General features: G+C 54.5%; 19 protein-coding genes and 1 tRNA gene. 9 read left to right on the forward strand and 11 right to left on the reverse strand.

Translation table 11 applies throughout. The features are described from left to right. Nucleotides 1-39: 39 nt before the first annotated feature. From JF44_RS0116215 to ubiE, 8 genes are all read right to left on the reverse strand, one after another. Nucleotides 40-603 (reverse strand): RNA polymerase sigma factor, encoded by a 564-nt coding sequence (locus tag JF44_RS0116215; RefSeq protein ID WP_052065997.1) that lies wholly within the window; start codon nt 601-603, stop codon nt 40-42. Nucleotides 604-765: 162 nt separating this feature from the next. Continuing rightward, a tRNA-Gly gene (locus JF44_RS0116220) sits at nt 766-839 on the reverse strand. 92 nt (nt 840-931) lie between these two features. Continuing rightward, a complete protein-coding gene (locus JF44_RS0116225) occupies nt 932-2,089 on the reverse strand; it encodes a PQQ-dependent sugar dehydrogenase (protein WP_052065998.1) in 1,158 nt (385 codons plus the stop codon). Nucleotides 2,090-2,153: 64 nt separating this feature from the next. Further along, nucleotides 2,154-2,633, reverse strand: coding sequence for a xanthine phosphoribosyltransferase (gene gpt / locus JF44_RS0116230; RefSeq protein ID WP_033070052.1), 480 nt, complete (start codon nt 2,631-2,633; stop codon nt 2,154-2,156). A 147-nt stretch (nt 2,634-2,780) separates the two neighbouring features. Next, nucleotides 2,781-4,364 (reverse strand): tetratricopeptide repeat protein, encoded by a 1,584-nt coding sequence (locus JF44_RS0116235; RefSeq protein ID WP_033070053.1) that lies wholly within the window; start codon nt 4,362-4,364, stop codon nt 2,781-2,783. A gap of 231 nt (nt 4,365-4,595) precedes the next feature. Further along, entirely contained in the window at nt 4,596-5,036 is a 441-nt protein-coding gene (locus tag JF44_RS0116240; RefSeq protein WP_033070054.1) for a GNAT family N-acetyltransferase, read from the reverse strand. Nucleotides 5,037-5,063: 27 nt separating this feature from the next. Next, nucleotides 5,064-6,626, reverse strand: coding sequence for a 2-polyprenylphenol 6-hydroxylase (gene ubiB / locus JF44_RS0116245; protein ID WP_033070055.1), 1,563 nt, complete (start codon nt 6,624-6,626; stop codon nt 5,064-5,066). Between the two features lie 13 nt (nt 6,627-6,639). After that, the gene (ubiE, locus tag JF44_RS0116250) at nt 6,640-7,413 is read right to left on the reverse strand and encodes a bifunctional demethylmenaquinone methyltransferase/2-methoxy-6-polyprenyl-1,4-benzoquinol methylase UbiE (protein WP_033070056.1); all 774 of its coding nucleotides are present in this window, start codon (nt 7,411-7,413) and stop codon (nt 6,640-6,642) included. 156 nt (nt 7,414-7,569) lie between these two features. Between ubiE and JF44_RS0116255 the strand changes: the two genes are divergently transcribed. The 3 genes from JF44_RS0116255 (at nt 7,570) to JF44_RS0116265 (ending at nt 11,778) form a co-directional block, all read left to right on the forward strand. Then, nucleotides 7,570-8,214 carry a phosphoribosylanthranilate isomerase gene (locus JF44_RS0116255; protein WP_033070057.1) on the forward strand — a complete coding sequence of 215 codons (645 nt, stop codon included), beginning with the start codon at nt 7,570-7,572 and terminating at the stop codon, nt 8,212-8,214. A 96-nt stretch (nt 8,215-8,310) separates the two neighbouring features. Continuing rightward, complete coding sequence (locus JF44_RS0116260; protein WP_033070058.1) at nt 8,311-9,303, forward strand: ion transporter; 993 nt, start codon at nt 8,311-8,313, stop codon at nt 9,301-9,303. A 225-nt stretch (nt 9,304-9,528) separates the two neighbouring features. Then, complete coding sequence (locus JF44_RS0116265; RefSeq protein WP_033070059.1) at nt 9,529-11,778, forward strand: anthranilate synthase component I; 2,250 nt, start codon at nt 9,529-9,531, stop codon at nt 11,776-11,778. 139 nt (nt 11,779-11,917) lie between these two features. On the opposite strand, the gene JF44_RS0116270 is transcribed toward JF44_RS0116265, so the two are convergent. Continuing rightward, complete coding sequence (locus JF44_RS0116270; RefSeq protein WP_033070060.1) at nt 11,918-12,667, reverse strand: SDR family oxidoreductase; 750 nt, start codon at nt 12,665-12,667, stop codon at nt 11,918-11,920. A gap of 100 nt (nt 12,668-12,767) precedes the next feature. On the opposite strand from JF44_RS0116270, the gene JF44_RS0116275 reads away from it, so the two are divergent. Continuing rightward, the gene (locus tag JF44_RS0116275; protein ID WP_033070061.1) at nt 12,768-13,694 is read left to right on the forward strand and encodes an AraC family transcriptional regulator; all 927 of its coding nucleotides are present in this window, start codon (nt 12,768-12,770) and stop codon (nt 13,692-13,694) included. A gap of 23 nt (nt 13,695-13,717) precedes the next feature. On the opposite strand, the gene JF44_RS0116280 is transcribed toward JF44_RS0116275, so the two are convergent. After that, nucleotides 13,718-14,335: an RNA methyltransferase gene (locus JF44_RS0116280; RefSeq protein ID WP_033070587.1), complete on the reverse strand. Its 618-nt coding sequence runs from the start codon at nt 14,333-14,335 to the stop codon at nt 13,718-13,720. A 235-nt stretch (nt 14,336-14,570) separates the two neighbouring features. On the opposite strand from JF44_RS0116280, the gene JF44_RS0116285 reads away from it, so the two are divergent. From JF44_RS0116285 to JF44_RS0116305, 5 genes are all read left to right on the forward strand, one after another. Further along, nucleotides 14,571-14,768, forward strand: coding sequence for a CsbD family protein (locus JF44_RS0116285; RefSeq protein WP_033070062.1), 198 nt, complete (start codon nt 14,571-14,573; stop codon nt 14,766-14,768). Nucleotides 14,769-14,921: 153 nt separating this feature from the next. Next, a complete protein-coding gene (locus JF44_RS0116290) occupies nt 14,922-15,158 on the forward strand; it encodes a DUF1289 domain-containing protein (RefSeq protein WP_238318481.1) in 237 nt (78 codons plus the stop codon). Nucleotides 15,159-15,199: 41 nt separating this feature from the next. Beyond that, the gene (locus JF44_RS0116295; RefSeq protein WP_033070064.1) at nt 15,200-15,952 is read left to right on the forward strand and encodes a HugZ family pyridoxamine 5'-phosphate oxidase; all 753 of its coding nucleotides are present in this window, start codon (nt 15,200-15,202) and stop codon (nt 15,950-15,952) included. Between the two features lie 219 nt (nt 15,953-16,171). After that, nucleotides 16,172-17,797, forward strand: coding sequence for a phosphoenolpyruvate carboxykinase (locus JF44_RS0116300; protein ID WP_033070065.1), 1,626 nt, complete (start codon nt 16,172-16,174; stop codon nt 17,795-17,797). Between the two features lie 140 nt (nt 17,798-17,937). Then, complete coding sequence (locus JF44_RS0116305; RefSeq protein WP_156111711.1) at nt 17,938-18,921, forward strand: substrate-binding periplasmic protein; 984 nt, start codon at nt 17,938-17,940, stop codon at nt 18,919-18,921. Between the two features lie 108 nt (nt 18,922-19,029). Here the strand turns inward: JF44_RS0116305 and JF44_RS0116310 are convergent, their stop codons facing one another. Beyond that, on the reverse strand, nt 19,030-20,712 hold the full coding sequence (locus JF44_RS0116310) for an EAL domain-containing protein (protein ID WP_033070067.1): 1,683 nt from the start codon (nt 20,710-20,712) through the stop codon (nt 19,030-19,032). Between the last annotated feature and the right edge of the window lie 231 nt (nt 20,713-20,943).

Consider the following 20,943-nt stretch of genomic DNA (forward strand, 5'->3'; position numbering starts at 1 on the left):
TGCAAAAGCCTACAGGTTTCGAAAATCGAAGATACACTTTCAACTTCCCGTATGTGCTTTTTGAAGACTGCGACGGCATTCCAGCATCGCCTTGCGAATATGATTTTCAACTGTCTTCACGGATACATCCAGCTTTTCAGATATCTCGCGCATCGAAAGTTCTTCACCACGGTACATCAGAAAAACCTGGCGACACTTCGTCGGAAGGGTTTCAACGGTCTGCGCAATGATGCGCAACTCCTGGTGGGCTGCCGCCACAGCTTCTTGTGATGGTGCTTGATCGATTTCAACAATCTCAGGCGCGTCGTCCGCATATGAGGACCGCGCAAAAGGAAAAAGCCGTCGCCCAAAAAGTTCAGAAGAATTGTAGCTCCGACGATAATGATCCGCCAAAAGATTGCGTGCAATTCGAAATACATAAGCGCGCGGGTTTTCCGGAACAGTCACGACTGCGCTTTTGGCTCGGACCCAGGTTTCTTGCACAATTTCTTCGGCCACAGCTTCGGAACCGCAGCGTTTTCCGATAAAAAGCAGCAAGTCGTCATAATATTTCTCGACGACCAATTCTAGACTTGTTGAAACCTGCTCGGCTGATTCTGACACGATGATTCCCCGTTTGAGGCTGCCGATGGAAATTTCGTTTGCTCAACAGCTTCAATGACCCCTCTTACACGATTTTGATAATCATTCGCAAATATTTTATAAATGCGTACATTACCGACAGATGTGTTGGTTGAGATCACTATTGGTTTTAGGGGAAAAGCTTGGAGCGGGTGAAGGGAATCGAACCCTCGTATGCAGCTTGGGAAGCTGCTGTTCTACCATTGAACTACACCCGCGAAGCGCGCGTTTTATAGCCCGCTTTTTTGGGCAGCGCAAGCAGATCACATCACGCCCGATCAATTAATTCGACCGACTATTGTCACGCAAATTAGCTGTCAGGCACCATTCGCCAGATCGCGCTGGCATGGTCATCGGAAATCAGGATTGATCCATCAATATAATGCTTCACATCAACCGGCCGCCCGATCACTTCGCCATTGTTGCGCAAAAACCCGCTTAGGAACGGATTGGATGTCACCGGCTTGCCATTCATGAATTCAACACGCACGACCTCATAGCCATCTGGAACCGTGCGGTTCCAGGATCCGTGCAACGCAACCAGCGCATCTCCGCCGTCAAAGGCAAAGCCAAGCGGCGCATTATGGGCATTAAAGGTAAATTCCGGGAAAGTTACCTGTTCGGAGATTTTTTCATCGGAAAATTGCGGGCTGCGCGTGTCATTTCCCGCATACCATGGATATCCAAAGAACTGACTGGAAGCACTGGCACGGTTAAGCTCTTCGCGCGGAATGTTATCGCCCAAGTGATCCCCACCGTTATCGGTAAACCAAAGCTCCCTGGTTTCCGGATGGAAGGTCAGCCCGACAGAATTGCGAATACCACTGGCATAAACCTTGGGCGCGCCACCGGTGACGGGGATCGAGATGATCGTCCCTTCAAGTCCACTGACCTTGCAGATATTGCACGGCGCACCGACCGCGACAAACAGCCGATCCCCATCCGGTGACAGCGTGGCATAGCGCCAGCCGTGATGGCGTTCATCTGGAAGGTTGGTAAACAAAATGCGCGGTCGGCCAAGGCTTTCACCATCAAAACCGCGAAGGTCATAGGAAACAATCCGGTGCTGATCGGCAACAAAAAGCGTTCCGGGCTTATAGACAATTCCGTTGGCCAGTTTGAAATCATCGGCGACCCGTTTGACGTCTTCGGCAACGCCGTCACCGTCCTTGTCGCTAACGAAATAAAGGTTCGGCCCCCGCGTGCCAACAAATGCCCCACCCAGTTCCGGCGCAACGGCAATAGTCCGCGCATTGGGGACTTCGGCAAATACCGAAAGCTGATAGCCACTTTCAGCCGTTAGCAGTGATTGCGTGCGGGCAACACGTTCAGAAACATCTTGTGCTGCGACAGACAGGTTTGCCATCGCCGCCATGCCACCAAACAGAAGCCCCAAACACAAACGCCCGGCCCATCGGCGCGCGCGTTGCGGTGTGCGATGGAAGTCCGGGCGAAAATATGTACGCATCCTGAGATCTCCTTGTTTGGCGGGCAAGCTCATACAAGGGATACGGGTACGGGTCCCTTGCCGATCAGCGTGCGCGTTCGGAAATGGGTGCGTTAACAGACAGTTCCATATCCCACGGGAAGTAAATCCACGTATCCTGGGATACTTCTGTTACAAAGCTGTCAACGACCTCGCGACCAAGCGGCTTGGCGTAAACCGTTGCAAAATGGGCTTTCGGCAGCTTTTCACGAACGGCCTTGGCGGTTTTGCCGGTATCGACCAGATCATCAATGATCAGCATATCGGTGCCGTCACCTTCGATGTCCTTGAGCCATTCCAGATCACCGCGTGCCTTATCAGAGTAACTGCGAACACAAACAGTATCAATCAGGCGAATATCAAGTTCACGCGCAATGATCGCCGCGGGCACAAGACCACCACGGGTAATTGCCACGATTCCCTTATAGGGCCCCTGTTCCAAGAGTCGCCATGCCAATGCACGTGCATCGCGATGCATCTGTTCCCAGGAAACCGGGAAACCTTTGTTATAAGCAGCTTCGCTCACAAGAATTCTCCTGCGCCAGATCGGTTCGCCAAATTGAATGTGCCTGGACATCACCAAAACGACGTAATCCAGACCTGCATTCCACAAAATCAAGCCGCTTAACTACGCCGAGTCAGGCGCGAAGGCAAGCCTTCGCTGGTCAGATCATCACACAGCCTTCAGCCGCGCCTGAAGCAACGTCGAAAAATCACTGCCCAGTTTCTTGACCGGCTTTGACCAATCCCCCGGACTTTCCTGACGATAAATCCGCATGGTTGGGTACCAGGGGCTGTCTGATCGTTCAACCATCCAGCGCCAATCGGTCGTGTAAAGCTGCAACATCCAGACCGGCACACCCAATGCACCAGCCAGATGCGCAGGCGAACTGTCGATTGTGATCACCAGATCCATCTCCTGCATCAGCGCGGCACTGTCCCCGAAATCATGAATGTGATCTCCAAGATCCGTCACAAAGGCATGCAGACCAAGCTTGTCGATGTCACTCCGGCGATCATCAACCTGGAAACTGTAAAACGCCGCCCCCTTGGCAGACAAAATCGGCAAAAGTGTCTCAAGCGGGCAGGACCGGTCACGCGGATTAAGCTTGCCTGCCCAAATCAGCCCAACCTTAAGCGCCGTACCCGGAGGTGGGGCCAATCGTGCGGTTTTGCCTTCGGGTGGGAAGACATAGCGCTCGGTCGAGATTTTATGCAGGTCCTTTTCCCCGATGCCCATCACATGAGGCAGGCTCAAAAGTGGCACATGCACATCAAATTCCGGCAGCGGGCCGCCTTTTTCAATCACCGTGCCCGCGCCCGAAACCGTGCGCATGATCGGGATCAGCTCCTTGCGGCATTCAAGGATCACATGCCCGGCCTGTTTGGCAACCAGTGGCACAAAACGGGCGAACTGGATCATGTCGCCAAACCCCTGTTCGGCACGCAGCAAAATCCGCTTCCCCCGCAGGCTGGCCTTGCCATCCCATTCCGGAGCGCTTTCAAGCGGGCGTATCGGATTATCCGCAAGCTTGCGCCGCGTCTCATATCCGGCCCACCCCTCGGCATAATTACCAATTGCAAGGTTCGCCAGGGACTTGTCCCAATTGGCATCGACATAATCGGGATCAATGGCAAGGGCGCGCTCAAAATATTCAAGTGCGACGTCAAAGCGGTTCATATCGCGGTAAACAAGCCCGGCATTAAACGTGTGTGATTTGATTGTGTCATCAAGTTCAAGCGCCTTCTTATGCGCAACCAATGCTTCGTCAAACCGCATCATTTCGCGCAGGCAATTGCCCATGTTTGACCACAGCCCGGCATTATCCGGCCGAAGGTCCGCCGCCCGGCGATAGGCAACAAGGGCCGCATCGAATTTTTTGCTTCGGCGCAACGCAACGCCAAGATTGTTCCAAACATCTGGCTGTTGCGGGTTCTGGCGCAATGCAGTGCTGTAAAGACGTACCGCATCATCAATCTGGCCCGCCTGATGGGCCGCAAGCCCGCGCTGGAACAAATCACTGACCGCGCTTTTGCGCTTTTGCGCGATGGCTTCTGCCGATTGGCGCGTCGCATCACTGCCTGCCGACACCGTCAGGTCGTCAGTCTTGTCAGCAGTCTTTAATGACGCTTTCGGGGATGCCTTTTCTGCTTTTGCATCTGTCGCGGCCTCAGCCTTGGCTGATGTGCCGCGCGCTGCAGACTTTGTCGTTTTCTTTGTTGCCCGTTTTTTTCGTGTAGTTGCAGCTTTCGCCATTCCGCTCCCCCGCCCCATGCCACGACCAAGCCGGGGCCATCACCATACCAGACGCATGGCACATGCGCGTGCCACACCGCCCCACCATCCGAGTCGGCAGTGGATTACATAAGAATATTAGTATGAATTATCAAAAAATCCCTACCAATAAGTGGATTTTCCGGTTTGATTTCAACGAAACGGGTGTGGTTACAGGCACGACGTGATCGGTCAATTCCGGTGCGGAACGCTTTAGCCCAGCGGATCACGATTTCGCGCATCTTCGTCAAGACGCATCATCATCACATCATCAAGATCGGTATATCCATGCTGGCGATACAGGGGCTGCATGTCATGGGTTGCCAAAAGCCAGCGTTTCACGCGCCCCAAATCAGGCAGGGCATGAAGCGCATCCAGCATTTTGGCGGCAATACCCAAACGCCGATATGCCGGGTCGACAAAAACATCTGCGACATAGGCAATGGCAATCTGGTCACTGACCACACGTGCAAAACCCACCTGACGCCCATCGCAATAGGCCCCAATCGGAAAGGACATCTCGACGGAACGATCAAATTCGCCACGCGTGCGCCCACCGGCCCAATAGGACTGCGCAATAAAATCATAGCAGTAATCAAGATCAAGCCGCGCCCGATCCGCACTGATTTCAATGACTTTATCACCGCGATCCATCACTTGAGCCCCCTCAAGATGAGCCGATTATTTCAGGTAAACCGCAACCGCAAGGGCGGCAATCGCCACCCAAAGAACCAGCGTCTGGCGTGATATGACGCCTTTCTTGCTTTGGCCATTGCCCGATTTTCCCCGCATGGCGGCGATTGTATCGGGATGCAAACGCAGGCCCTGATCGGTCAGGACCGATGATGCCTGTTCGGCGGCCTCAAGAACACGGGGCAAACGGCGCAACATGGTGCCTGCCTGAAGGGCGGCTTCCTTGACCTTGGCTTCCGGACCAAGGTTTTCACGCATCCAGTCTTCGATCAGCGGACGCGACAATTCCCACATATTTTCGTTCGGGCTCAGAATGCGCGAAAGCCCCTCGGCAACGATCATGGTTTTTTGCAACATCAAAAGTTGCGGCTGGGTTTCCATGCCGAATTGTTCGGTCACCTGAAACAACTGCCCCAAAAGGCGCCCGACCGAGATATCGGACAATTCCTTGCCCAAAATCGGTTCGCCAATCGAACGGCAGGCCTGTTGGAAGTTTTCAAGCGACTGGTTGCGCGGAACGTAGCCGGCTTCAAAATGCACTTCGGCAACACGGTGATAATCACGCGTCAAAAAGCCCAAAAGCATCTCGGCCAGATAAAGACGGGTTTGTTTATCCACCCGCCCCATGATGCCAAAATCAACCAGGCTGACCCGCCCGGTTTCATCAACAAAAAGGTTACCCGGATGCATGTCCGCATGGAAAAATCCGTCGCGGAAAACCTGCTGGAAAAACGCGCCTGCCGCCTTGGACAACAGGTCTGACCGATCAATGCCCATGCGATCAAGCGCTTCGACATTGTCAATCCGAACGCCCTTGACCCGTTCCATGGTCATCACGTGTTCGGCGGTACGTTCCCAATCAATCTGCGGGATGTAATAGGTCGGGTCACTGTCAAAATTATCGCGAAATTCCGATGCAGCTGCCGCTTCGAAACGCAGATCCATCTCAAGATGAACACTGTCTTCAAGCGCCTTGACCGTTTCAATCGGCTTTAGGCGACGCAAGCGCGGCTGGGTCAGTTCGACAAGTTCGGCGATCCAGTAAAACAGATCCATATCACGTGCAAAGCGCACCTTGATATCGGGGCGCAGCACCTTGACGGCGACCTCGCGCCCATCGGTCGTGGTGGCAAAATGCACCTGTGCGATGGATGCGGCCGCGACCGGTTCTTCATCGAACACGTCAAACAGCACATCAAACGGCTCGGCCAATTGTTCGGTAATGATGCGCTTGGCGATTTTCGCCGAAAACGGCGGCAATCGGTCCTGAAGCGACGACAGGTCGGCTGCCACATCATCGCCGATCAGATCGGATCGGGTCGCCAAAGTCTGTCCCAGCTTGATAAACGCTGGTCCAAGTTCCTCAAGCGCACGCGCAAGGCGTTTGCCCGGCGGCAAATCGGATCGGCGCGAAAACGGCGCTGTCAGGCGGGCCAGAAACGCGACAAGCTTGCCGCCTGGCACAAGATCAAGCGGGAACAGGGCATCATACCGCGCAAGCGTGCGCGCCATGGCAAGCAGACGAAAGCTGTTACGAACGAACCGGATCATGCGTCAAACGCCCTCAAATCCGCCAACCGGAATGGATAGCGGCAATCCCGCCCGACAAATTGCGGTACTTCACCCGCTCGAATCCGGCCGTCCGGATCATGGATGCGAATTTTTCCTGATCGGGGAACTGGCGAATGCTTTCGGCCAGATATTGATACGCTTCGCGATTTCCGGCGATAAATCGGCCGATTTCCGGCAACAGCTTGAACGAATAGGTATCGTAAAGCTTGTCAAAGCCCGGAACGATGACCTTGGAAAATTCAAGACACTGGAATTTCCCGCCCGGACGCAATACACGGAATGCTTCGGAAAGTGCCTCGTCAATGCGCGTCACATTCCGGATGCCAAAGGCGATGGTATAGGCATCAACCGACTGGTCTGGCAGCGGCAATTTCTGCGCATCGCCGACCGTCCAGTTGATGTTTTGCAAAATCCCGTGATCGGCTGCGCGATCACGCCCGACATGAAGCATTTCGTAATTGATGTCACAGACGGTAACCGACCCGCCGCCGTTTTTAAGAAAACGAAACGCAATGTCGCCCGTGCCGCCTGCCACATCGAGCAACTTCATGCCCGGACGTGGTTTAAGCTCGTTGATGAAGCTGTCCTTCCACAAGCGATGCACACCACCGCTCATCAGGTCATTCATCAGGTCGTACTTGGACGCGACAGTGTCGAAAACCTCGCGCACCATGGATGCCTTCTGGCTTTCGGGAACATCCCGAAACCCGAAGTGGGTTGTGTTTTCGCCGTTTTCGCCCGCGGCAGGGTCTGTATTCTTGCTCATGGCCGGGAAAATAGCGCAGCAATGGTTATCCTGCCAGTGGAAAGCCACAACAAACCGCAAATATCCTGTTGGAAAGGGACAGTTTCTGGTAAGTCAGTCTGACGCGACAAACCTTTGTCGCCGAACTTAGAGCGACGACAAGAACAGGATGCCCCAATGAGCTGCATGGTCAAAATTTGTGGAATCAACAGCGAAGATGCAATGATTGCCGCCATGAGTGCCGGGGCAGATGCGCTTGGCTATGTGTTTTTCCCACCCAGCCCGCGCCACATTTCGCTCAACGGGGCCAAAACCCTGACCGAACGCGTCCCCAACAGCATCTATAAGGTCGGGCTTTTCGTCGAAGCCGGGGACGAAGCACTGGAAAACGCGATTGAGGCCGGCAACCTTGATGTCATTCAGCTTCATGGCAAGGAAAGCCCCCAACGCGTGGCAGAGGTCAAGGAACGCTTTGGCCTGAAGGTCATGAAGGCCATCTCGGTCAGCACCGCAACCGACATCGAAAACGCCAAGGCGCACTACGATGGCATTGCTGACTTCCTGCTGTTTGATGCCAAACCGCCCAAGGACAGCATTCTGCCCGGCGGCAATGCCGTGTCCTTTGACTGGACGCTTCTGACCGGCCAGAATTTCAAAAGCAACTGGATGCTGGCAGGCGGTCTTGATCCCGAAAACGTGGCCGAGGCGGCGAGAATTTCCGGCGCGCCATGGGTCGATGTTTCTTCGGGTGTCGAACGCACAAAGGGCGTTAAGGATGCGCGCAAGATTGCCGCTTTCATTCAGGCAGCCAAAGGCTACTGACCACGAGGCACTCGTGGTTTAACCTTTTCTGAAATGATTGGCGTAAAACTCTCCGGGCAATCGTGTGCTCCATTGCCCGGACAGAGAACCCACGCCATGAAACCGACCCTGCGTTCCAAAACACAGAAACTTCTGCACGGCGTGGACCGGGAGTCACGATTTTCCGTTCTCGTTCATCTGGTTTTGGCCAGCACCATCATCATCAATGTTGTCTCGGTCATCTTCGATTCGGTCGAGGCACTTGCAGATCGCTATTATCTGATATTTGCCGCGATCGAGATCATCTGCACCCTGATTTTCGCTGTGGAGTACGGCCTGCGTGTTTGGTCGGCCCCTGATGATCCGCGCTTCGAAGGCCGGTTTTCACGCCTGCGCTATATGCTGACCCCCATGGCGCTGATCGACCTGATTGCGATCCTGCCAATCTTCCTGTGGTTCTTCACCAGCATTGATCTGCGCTTTATCCGGATCATCCGGTTGCTGCGTCTTTTGAAATTCACCCGTTATTCCACCGGGCTCGAATTGATGTTGATGGTCTTTCGTCAGCAACTTGGTGTCTTTGGCGCGGCCAGTGCGGCATTGGCCTGCATGCTGGTATTCAGCGCCGGGGCAATTTATATCGCCGAACACGAAGCCCAACCTGATAAATTCGGCAATCTGTTGGATGCACTGTATTGGAGCGTCATTACCCTTGCCACCGTCGGCTATGGGGATGTTGTTCCCGTCACCCCCTTTGGCAAGTTTTTGGCCAGTGTCATCTCGCTGACCGGTATTGGCATTGTTGCGGTTCCGGCCGGTATTCTGGCATCGGCCTTTAACGCCGAACTGCGCCGCCGGGAATCCGAATATCGTCATCAGGCAACCCGCCAGCTTCTGGGCAAACGCCTGACCGAGCGGGTGCGCCACAAATTGCGCTCCCATCAGGAAGAACTGGGCATCAGCGAAGAACAGGCGCAATCGATCATCGAAGACATTCGCGACGTTCATCGCAATGCCGGGGACGAGGTCCTGACCTGTCCGCACTGTAATCAGCCCCTTCATCTTGAACTGCGCGATACAGAAACCACACCCCCGCCGCAAAAGTCTTGACGCCCGTCTTTATTGCGCACATGGTTGGAGCATGAAAACACACAGCATGAACCCGACCCGGATTTCCAATCGTTGGTGGTGGCTCGCTTAAGCGGGCGGCCAAAATCATGCCCTAAACATACCGGCCGCCTCATTCTTGCAGGCGGCTTTGTGTTTTCAGACTTTCCTTTCCCCTGATGATCACATGGCTCCTGCGGCAAATGGCCCCAGACAGGAGTAAAAAACGTGACGACCCCACATCAGCAAACCGGCATTTCCGAAGACATCAGCGAGTATCGCTACACCACCGATGGCGGTGTGTCGGTCTTTCGCCGCATGTCGAAAATTGCCTATGAAGATGCCACCGAAGGCCTGATCGACGCCCTGGATCAGACCAAGGGCGTTTTGCTGTCATCAAGCTATGAATTCCCGGGTCGCTATTCACGTTGGGATATGGGGTTTGATGCCCCGCCGCTTGAAATCGTCGGACGCGAACGGGGTTTCTCGGTTCGTGCGCTAAATGATCGCGGACGGGTCTTGCTGGATACCATCTCCGATGCCCTGGGCAATCACCCGCATGTCGAAAGCCTGACCGACGGCGAAGACGGGCTTTATGGTGTGGTCAAAAAACCCGCCTCCTGGTTCCCCGAAGAGGAACGCAGCCAACAACCCAGCCTGTTTTCCGTGGTGCGTGCGCTCCGCGATCTGTTCGGGCACACCGGCGATGAACGCCTTGGGCTGTATGGCGCGTTTGGCTATGACATCGCCCTTCATTTTGAACAAATCAGCCTGACCCAGGACCGCCCGTCTGACCATAAGGACGTCCATCTGTTCCTGCCCGATCAACTGGTCACAGTCGATCACGCCTCACGCGTTGCCACCAAAATCGAATATGAATTCACCACCGAGGATGGCCAAAGCACCCTTGGACTGGAGCGTGTATCACAGCCCCACCCGCCGTCACGCGGCAACAATGCCGTTGTGCAGAACGACATGAACACCGGCGAATACGCCAAAATTGTTGAAGACACCAAGCCGCGCTTTGCCCGTGGCGAGCTGTTTGAAGTCGTCCCCAGCCGCGTTTTCCGCACCCCTTGCGCCACCGCCCCGTCAGAAATTTTCCGCCGCCTGAAACGCCGCAATCCGGCCCCTTATGGCTTTTTGATCAACCTTGGCGATGGCGAACATCTGATCGGTGCATCACCGGAAATGTATGTCCGGGTCAAGGGACAGCGCATTGAAACCTGCCCGATCTCGGGAACGATTGCGCGCGGGCGCGATGCCATCGAGGACGCCGAAAACATCCGCACACTTCTGAATTCAACCAAGGACGAGTCGGAACTGACCATGTGCACCGATGTCGATCGCAACGACAAGGCCCGCGTTTGCAAACCCGGCAGCATCCGCATTCTTGGCCGCCGTCAGATCGAAATGTATTCGCGCCTGATCCATACGGTCGATCACGTCGAAGGCCGCCTGCGCGACGGATTTGATGCGCTGGATGCCTTTCTGACCCATTGCTGGGCGGTGACGGTCACCGGCGCACCCAAACGGGCCGCCATGCAACATATCGAGGCCGTCGAACGCAGTTCCCGTGCATGGTATGGCGGGGCCATCGGTGCGGTTCTGTGCAATGGCGACCTCAATACCGGCCTGACCCTGCGCACTGTGCGCCTGAAACAGGGTGTCGCCGAAGTCCGCGCCGGTGCAACCCTTCTTTATGATAGCGAATCTGATGCCGAAGAAGCCGAAACTGTGCTGAAGGCATCGGCAATGATTGATGCCGTCACCCGCGATGCCAAGGATGATGTTGCCATCGATCCGGCAAGCTCCGGGGTGGGCAAACGCGTCCTTCTGATCGATCACGAAGACAGCTTTGTGCAAAACCTTGCCAGCTACATCCGCGCAACCGGGGCCGAAACCCTGACGCTCCGTCCGGGTTTCCCCGATGAAGCCCTTGAGGATTTCAAACCTGATCTTGTGTTTCTCTCGCCCGGTCCCGGTCGCCCCGATGATTATCACCTGCGCGACAGCATCGAACGTGCGCTGGCCGCGGGACTGCCCGTATTCGGGGTCTGTCTGGGCTTGCAGGGGATTGTTGAATTTTTCGGCGGATCGCTTGGTCAGCTTGTCACACCGATGCATGGCAAACCGTCAAAGGTGAAACTTGATACAACCGACCCACTGTTTGAAGGCCTGCCGGGCGACATTGTTGTTGGCCGCTATCATTCCCTTTTTGCCAAGGCCACCGAAATGCCTGCTGACCTCAAGGTGACCGCACGCAGCGATGATGGTGTGATCATGGGCATTCGTCACAGCAGTCTGCCGATCAGTGCGGTACAATTCCATCCGGAAAGCTTGCTCACCCTGCAAGGGGACGTCGGCATGCGCATGATCGCCAACCTTTTGCGCAATCCGCATGGCCGCGTCCCGGACCAGGACGACGCGACCGATGACAAAGACACAACCGGCCCAACCGACATAAAGGCCGCCTGAATGTAACAAACACCACGCCCTGATCTGTGCCGTGCCAATCCCCCCCTGCAAACCGGCACCAACGCACAGATCAAACACAGCAACGGCCGCGCCCCTCCCTCGCGGCCGTTGCTTTTCTTTTTGGGCTGTCACACACCCCTCAGGCAACGAGTGCCTTGGTATCCGCACCGGCAAGTATCCGGATGGGGCTTTCAGGATCGGTTGCGGCCTGCCAGACAGCATCAACAACATCTTCAACTTTGGTCACCAAACCATCCGAAGATTGCTCAAGCTTGGCAAAAACCTTGGTAACGTGGTCCTGATAGGCTTCCGGAAAACCACCTTCTTTTTGAATGCGCGATTTCGCCGTGGCACCAAACGGTGTTTCCGGTGCACGCCCCGGCACGACCAACCGCGCGCGAACACCAAACGGCTTAAGTTCAAGTGCCAGTGTCTCGGTAAAATGATTTACCGCTGCCTTGCTTGCCCCATAGATCGACAGCAGGTCCATCGGCACCAAGGCGGTTGTCGACGACACATTGATAACCACGCCCGATCCCCGGGCGCGAAACTGCGGCAGGACCTCGCGGGTCATTGCCATTGTGCCAAATGTGTTGGTTTCAAAAATCGTCCGGATGACGTCATCGGACGTCCCTTCCAGCGCATTAAGCCACCCAATCCCTGCATTATTGACCAGCACATCAATCTTTCCCGCCGCTGCGACGGCGCGTCCGATGCTGTCCTCGTCCGTCACATCAAGGGGTAAAACAAGAAGGTGATCTGACGTGGGAAAAATATCCTCACGCGGGGTGCGCATGGTTGCAACCACCCGCCAGCCACGGTCTAGAAAGGCGCACGCAATCGCATGCCCAAACCCTGAAGAACATCCGGTGATCATCACACTATTCATATCGGTGCCTCATTTTCGTAAATGGAATGGGCACATCCTAGACGGCAAGATCTGTACGCACTATAATCAGAAGTCCACTATAATTTAGTCAGAGTACTGTTTGTCCGATCCGCTCGCCGAAATGATCGCACTTCTTCAACCAAGTGCCCGCCATTCGAAACAGGTCAATGCATCTGGCGTATGGCGCGTCCAGCGAAGTGAAGTCGGCCAAGCTTTTTACTGCATGGTCCTTGCCGGACAATGCAAACTCGACGTCGATGGTCCTGACTCGATTGATCTTGGTGACGGGGATTTTGTTCTTATTCCGGCGGCCTATGATTTTGCCATGTCGAGCCGCACCCCGCCCGCCCCTGACGGTCTGCAAACGCAGCCGGTCCTTCAACCAGATGCCACAGTGCGCCTTGGGCAAGCTGCCGATGAACCAGACGTCCGGCTTCTGATCGGCTATTGCCATTTTGGTGCGCCAGATGCGGAATTGCTGATTTCTTTATTGCCGGACTTTTTTGTCGTTCGCAAAGAACGACGCCTTGAAAACCTTGCAAAACTGGTGCGCGACGAAGCCTTGTCAGAACGCCCGGCACGGGATGTTGTGCTCGATCACCTGCTGCAGGTGTTGCTGATTGAAACCGTGCGCTCGGCCGGTGAAACCAGCGACGGCAAAGGGCTGGTTAAAGGGCTTTCAGATCCTAAAATTGCCCGCGCTCTGCGCCAAATCCACGACGCACCACAGACCGCCTGGACGGTTGCCGATCTTGCACGGGCCGCAGGGATGTCGCGTTCCGCCTTTTTCACGAAGTTCAATCGCAAACTGGGTTTGGCACCGATGGAATACATCCTCAATTGGCGGATAACGCTGGCCAAATCCATGCTTCGGCAGCGGCAATATAGTATTGCGGAAATTGCCGAAAAGATCGGCTATGGATCGACCAGCGCGTTTAGTGTCGCCTTCTCACGCAGGGTCGGACAGCCACCTGCCCGATTTGCACATCAACAGCTCGAACAAGCCAACCGCTTGCCGTTTACCTGATAAATGCCATCGCAAAAGCGCGCCTACGCGTCGTCGTCATCCAGTGCGCCGTCGATCACCGAATAATCCGGCGGCGGGGTTTGGCGGAATTGTTCCGGGTCTGCTTTGCGCTTTTCACGCGTGCGTGAAATCCACCCCCCATATTGCCCTTCGGGCTTGGGTTCGGTCGGGCCACCGGCACGTACCGGACGCGGTGCAAACCGGCCCAGATTGATCAGCCGGTCATACATCACGATGTTGGCGGCAATCGCCACATTCACACAGAAACTCATCGGGATTTTGATGATGAAATCGCATTGTTCCTGCATTTCATCGGACAGATTTCCCCGTTCCGGGCCCAAGATATAGGCCGCCTGAGACGGATGCTTGAAGCTTGGCAGTTCAATCGCATCAGGTGTCAGTTCGATCCCGACCAGACGGCACCCGGTTGGCAGCAGAAGATTGTCGTGGTTCGGAAAATGGTAGTAGGGCATCTGTTCGCCCGACTTTGAGGTATCGGTAATATTGGAGCGTTCCTGACGAAACGCCGCATCAACCGTAAACGCAAAGCTTGCGCCAAAGGCATGGGCGGAACGAAACAGGGTGCCCACATTCAAAGGCTTGCTTGCCCCTTCAATTCCAATCCCGAAATAGCCGCGCATATCTTCCTCCGTGCCGCACGCAAAACCCAAAACGGGCGGGTGCGATAACAACTCCATAAACAGAAACTGGGTGCGGCTATACCCGCCTGCGCACAAGATGGCAAGAAAACCAGCCGGAATATCCCCCTGCATAACGCCCGAACTTGGAACATCCACATTGCTGTTTCGTTGACTCTACAGATATGGCGAAAAGCCAGCGAAACGAGCAAACCGGTGACAATTGCAGGAGAAAAACATGAATTGGGACCAAATCGAAGGACGCTGGAAACAGGTTCGCGGCAAAGTTAAGAATGAATGGGGCCGCCTGACAGATGACGATGTCGGTGCCGTAGATGGTCAGCGCGACAAACTGGTGGGGCTGATCCAGGAAGCTTATGGCGTCGAACGCGAAGAAGCCGACCGACAGGTTCGCAACTGGTTTTCGCGCCTTTAAAGGCGCCCCCCTTTAATTCACGTACATAGCCCGCCACCACAACAACCTTCGCCCGCATCGATCGCTTCAGGCTTGATCGATGCGGGCGAAGCTGCTTTGTATGGGCCAGAATTCAAACTCTTTCAAATCACCGACCCGGTCTCGCGGATTTGAATGAGTTTTACCCCTGATCGTTTACGCCATACGCATTGGAATCCCATGCCCGTTAAATCGCCCTGCATCGGCACCTGTGTCCTTGATCCAAAATCAGGCTATTGCGTGGGATGTTTTCGCACCGGCGATGAAATCGGCGCGTGGATGGGACTAAGCGACGGCACCAAAAAACGCATCCTTTCCAAATTGCCAAACCGGCGCAAAGAAAGCAAAAGCGCTCACAAGGCTTCTGCATAGGATATAGTTGCGACATATCCTCACCGTGAAGGAGCAGCAAAATGTCGGACGCCCATGCCACCCCATCGGCACAGGACTTACGCCGTCTATGCCGCACATCAAAGACCGCTGCGCTTGCAACCATTGCCGCTGGGCACAAACAGGTCGATGACGGCTGGCCAGTGACTTCCATGGTCGTGCCCGCCATTGATGTTGATGGCACACCGATCCTTTTGATTTCCGATCTGGCCGATCACACACGCCATATCGCTGCAGACAATCGGGTTTCGTTGCTGTTTTCCTCCCCATCAACCGGCCAGCAAGACACCATTGAAACCGACAGCGCACGCCTGACCCTGTTTGGGCGCGCAATACGCGATGATGCCCCGTCTCTGCGCACCTGCTATTTGCGTGCCCATCCCGATGCGGCCCAATATGCCGATTTCGCTGATTTTGGATTTTACCGCATTATCGTCGATGCCATCTATTGGGTTGGCGGATTTGGCAAGCAACGCCGCCTGCCTGGCACCCAATTCATCGAAGCCGGTTGCCATCCGCTTATGACTGCGCACGATGATATCGTTGCGCATATGAACCAAGACCATCTTGATGCCCTGGCTGATATCACCGGGCATTACACGGATCATGATCCAAACGCAGGCTGGCTGATGCACACGATTGATTGTGACGGGATGGTTCTGACGGGTAATCAGGGGGATTACGCGGCAATCAGAATCGACTTCCCCGGCACCATCCATACCCCCGGTGAAGCCCGTGAGATTTTGGTCAAAATGTGCAAAATTTCGCGCGCATAAATCGGACTATTTGCATTTCGAACATTTTACCCGCGACCCTGAAAACCAAATGTTCACAAACGCAATAAACTCTACGGTTTCCTAGGTATTAAGCAAAAGGAGCGGTTGCTTTTAAGACACCTTTGTAACAATATGTCTCGACGCAATCAGTTTCCCACAATTGCTTGTGTAGAATTAGGACGTTAACCCCCAGCTTTTAATTCCCACCAGGAGAGATTCGTGCTGCAATCAGGACCCGTTGTCAGCCGTGTAGGCCTTGAAACTCATGGCCTCAAGAACCTTGGCGCCGTTCACTGGAACCTTGACGCTGCCGGCCTTTACGAACATGCGATCCGTCGCAACGAAGGCAAAATCGCCAAGGGCGGTGCATTTGTTGCGCTGACCGGCGAACATACCGGCCGTTCCCCGCTTGACCGCTTCATCGTCGAAGAAGAAAGCACCAAGGCAGATATTGATTGGGGCGATGTAAACCGCCCGGTCAGCCCGGAAGTATTTGAGCGCCTGTACCAGAAAGTGCGCGCATATTTTCAGGGCACCGAACTGTTCGTTCAGGATTGCTTTGCCGGTTCCGATCCGCGTTTCCGCCTGCCGGTACGCGTGATCAACGAAAATGCCTGGCATAACCTTTTTGCCCGCAACATGTTCATCCAGCCGCAAAAAGAAGAACTGCGTGATTTCTCCCCCGAATTCACCATTCTGCATGCACCGGGCCTTCAGGCCGACCCGGAAGACGATGGCACCCGCTCCAACGTCTTTGTGATGGTCAGCTTCGAACGCAAAATGGTGATCATCGGCGGCACCTGGTATGCCGGCGAAATGAAGAAATCTATCTTCTCGGTTCTGAACCACATCCTGCCAGCCAAGGGCGTCATGCCCATGCATTGCTCGGCCAATATGGGCAAAGACGGCGATACCGCCATCTTCTTTGGCCTGTCGGGCACCGGTAAAACCACCCTTTCGGCCGATGCATCGCGCACGCTTATTGGCGATGACGAACATGGTTGGGGCGAAGACGGCGTCTTTAACTTCGAAGGCGGCTGCTATGCCAAGGTCATCAAGCTTTCCAAGGAAGCAGAGCCGGAAATTCACGCCACCACCGAGCGTTTCGGCACCGTGCTTGAAAACGTTGTGATGAACAAGCAATCGCGCGAGCTTGATCTCGACGATGCCCGTCACACCGAAAATACCCGCTCGAGCTATCCGATCGAATTCATTCCGAATGCATCCGAAGACGGTCGTGGCAACCATCCGAAAAACATCATCATGCTGACCTGTGATGCGTTTGGCGTTCTGCCGCCGATCGCAAAACTGTCCTCCCCGCAGGCGATGTACCACTTCCTGTCGGGCTACACCGCCAAGGTTGCCGGCACCGAAAAAGGTGTCAAGGAACCGACTGCGGCCTTCTCTGCCTGCTTTGGTGCGCCGTTTATGCCGCGTCATCCGTCGGTTTACGCCAAGCTGCTTGGTGAAATGATGGAAAAACACCAAGCCAATTGCTGGCTGGTTAACACCGGCTGGTCCGGTGGTGGCTATGGTGTGGGTTCACGCATGAAGATTGCCTACACTCGTGGCCTTCTGAATGCTGCGCTGAATGGCGATCTGGAAAATGCCGAATTTGCGACCGATCCGTTCTTCGGTCTGTCATATCCGACGGCATGCGGCGATATCCCGGCAGACGTTCTGAACCCGCGTGACAGTTGGAAAGACAAAGCCGCCTATGACAAGGCCGCTGCAAATCTGACCAGCCTGTTTGAAAAGAACTTCACCAAGTTCGAAGAACATGTCACCGAAGACGTTCGCGAAGTTTCCATTCGCAGCAGCGCTGAAGTCAAAGCTGCCGAATAAAACATGGCGTAACTGCCCATAAAGAAGGCCGGTGTTTGACACCGGCCTTCTTTTTTTATGTCCGATGAAAATCCACCCCAAGTGCCCTACCCCAAATATTCAGCCCCAAGTCGGATGTCATTATTCAAAGCACGCAATGCGTGAAAAACCGTGATAGAGTGCTGTTCCCGCTTCACATTGCCGTTGGTAAAAGCGAAATCATGACGCGCATGGTCGATCTGTTTTCAAACGTAATTTCACGTTGTCTTGCGGTCGGAAACCCTGTCAAAAATGGACAGCTTTCTGACCCGCAACAACCCAACCTGCTGAAAACGGTTCTGCCCGCTCTGTTTCTGCCCGGCCTGTTTCTATTTGGGCTGATTGCCTCAAGCGCGGATGGGAATGCGCAAAATTCGCCGATCTCGCCTGCTGGTCAACAGCCGACAATCACATTGGCCTGCAACCCTTTCCCGCCTTCAAAAATTGCCTCCGAACGCCCAATGCCGGGCTATGACGTTGAAGTCCTCCGGGCGGCTTTTGCCGGACGCAATATTACGGTCATTACCCCGTTCTATCCTTGGCGGCGAGCCTATTTTCTGGCCAGGACCGGGCAGGTCGATGGCTTGTGCTCCTGTAGTTACCTGCCAGAACGCGACGCGGATTTTCTCTTTTCCGATACCCTTGGCTATGTTCGCGTCGCATTCTATGCGACCCAGCCCGAAATGCTTGCGCGGATTGAGACGATCGAAGATGCCTCAAACCTGACGGTTGGGGTTGTTAACGGTTACAGCCTTGAAGCAACCGCCAAAAAAGCCGGACTGGATGTTCTGATAACCAACAGCGAGGCCACGTTGGTCGATATGCTGCGAACCCGGCGCATTGATGTGGCGCTGTCCTTTAAGGCACCAATGGACCACTTGCTGAGCGAACGTGCCAAACAGGAAAACGACACGGTCGACATTGCCGCCAAACTGATTTCCGAAAGCCCTTATTATTCCTGCATCACACGCAAAATCGACAATGCCGATGCAATCATGGACGAACTCAACAAGGGCCTTGCAACCGTTCGGGAAAATGGCCTGTATGACGCCATTCTGGACAAATACGGCCTTAGTGATACCGACACATCGATTTTACGCGAATAGGCACCTCGCCCCCTTCTGCCCGGAACCCAAGTGACCACCTGTCGCCAAACATCCCCGCATCATCCTGTTTGAAGTTACCGCGGAATTCTTGGCGGGAATGGTCGCGGGTTACTGCCAGGTTATTGCATCACGCCAATAAAGTGTGATGTCGGCTTCGGGTTTCCCGAAAAGATATCCTTGGGCGTAATCGAATTTCGCCTTGGTCACCAGTTCCCGCATTTTTTCGGTCTCGACCATCTCGGCGACGACTTCAACCTTGATTTCATGGCACAGTTCGACCAACGACCGCAGGAACGCCAGCCCCTTTGTTGTCTTCATCGATTGCCGAATGGATTCACCGTCAATCTTCACATAATCGACTTCCATCGCACTTAGATACCGGAAGTTGGACGCCCCCGTCCCGAAATCATCAAGGCAGATCTCCACCCCGAATTCGCGGAACCGGCTGATCCATCTTGATGCTGTTTCAATGTCATGGATTTCTGACGTTTCGGTAATCTCAAGCATCAATTGACCAAGCGCGTCACGGTTGCGTTCAAACAGCGCAATCACCGACTGGCAAAATTCCGGATTTTCCAACGAATGACCGGAAATATTCACAGCAACCCGTGCTGTTATTCCCTGATCGAGTTGCGATCTGATCCATTTGATGTTTCGGCGCAACATGGCGATATCAAGTCGATGGACCATATTGACCTGCTCGGCAAAGGCGATCAGCTCTTGGGTCGGGATCAGTTTTCCGTCATCGTCATAGAAGCGGACCAACACTTCGAAATGATGGATTTCCGCATTGGGCAAACGCACAATCGGCTGATAGACCGTATCAAATTTAAGCTGATCGACCCGCATGCCAAAATCCTGCATGGCCGAAAAGGTATTATTCACCAGATTGTCGGCCTGCCCCATCAGGCGCGAAAAGGTAAAGTTGTGTTCCTGACGGTCACAAAAACGCCGAATGGAATAAAGCACACCGCGTGCAAGATCACCCGGTGGCATCACCTCGGCGGTGAAATCAGTCACGTTTGAGTTGACCTCAACCCCGACCCCGGCAGGATCGGCATCGCGAATGCATTCACCGATCCGCTTTTCCAGATCCCCAATCGGCACGTCAGACCTGTGCAGCATACCAAACTGTTCTGTCCCCAGCCGACCGGCCGTGTCCCCGGCGACAGAATGGGCCCGCAAAAACGCACCAACACTGGAAAGCAACTCCGCACGTTCTATTTGTTTCATCCGCGCACACAGCGGATCAAAAGCATTCAGCGTCATAAGGGTAAACTGGTGCTCAGTCCCGGTTTCACGCTGCGCGACAAGCCGTTCTGTAACCACCCTTGAAAGGCTTTCCTCATCCAAAAGCCCGGTGGCATTGTCGCGCTGGATGGTAGCCGCAACATCAGGGGAAAGCGAATTGATCGCCACACGCAGGGCGACAAAGAAATGATCGCCAAGATCAGGCAGGAAATAGCCGCTCATGGATACGGGCGGGCTTAGAAGATCATCCTGTTGAGTGAACCGCACCTGAATATTATCCATCCGCCCCCGTCGACGGGCAACCTGGAGCATCTCTGTCACCAGCGGCTGAAACTGCTTTGCCAGAAAACCGGTAAACATCTTTCCGGCCAAATCCTGCGGTCGGCGGCCCAGAATGCCATCCGATGCGCCAGAGGCAAAAACGATGCGCAGATCCCCATCCAGCTCCAGAAGAAGATCGCCCCATACAAAGGCCAATGCGGCAAAACGGTTGCGTTCGTTGCGTAGTTCGGTCGTTCGAGTTTTAACAAGCTTATCCAATGCACCCTCTCACGCTGCCCGGATCTAAAGACAATTTCCCTTCCCCCGAACACGGAAATCGCCTTGTTTGCCTTTGCGGCTTTTGGTCATAATCAGCCCATTGTCCTTAACAAGGGTTTTACAGAACCTTAAAACGGCGCAACGGCGTGCACACACCCAGGCAGTTACAAAGGCAGACCAAAGACCTCAGTACATGTTTGGTCTTGCATGATTTTTTAAACCCCTGCGGCT

It is taken from the genome of Thalassospira australica (assembly GCF_000763295.1).
Taxonomy (GTDB): Bacteria; Pseudomonadota; Alphaproteobacteria; order Rhodospirillales; family Thalassospiraceae; genus Thalassospira; species Thalassospira australica.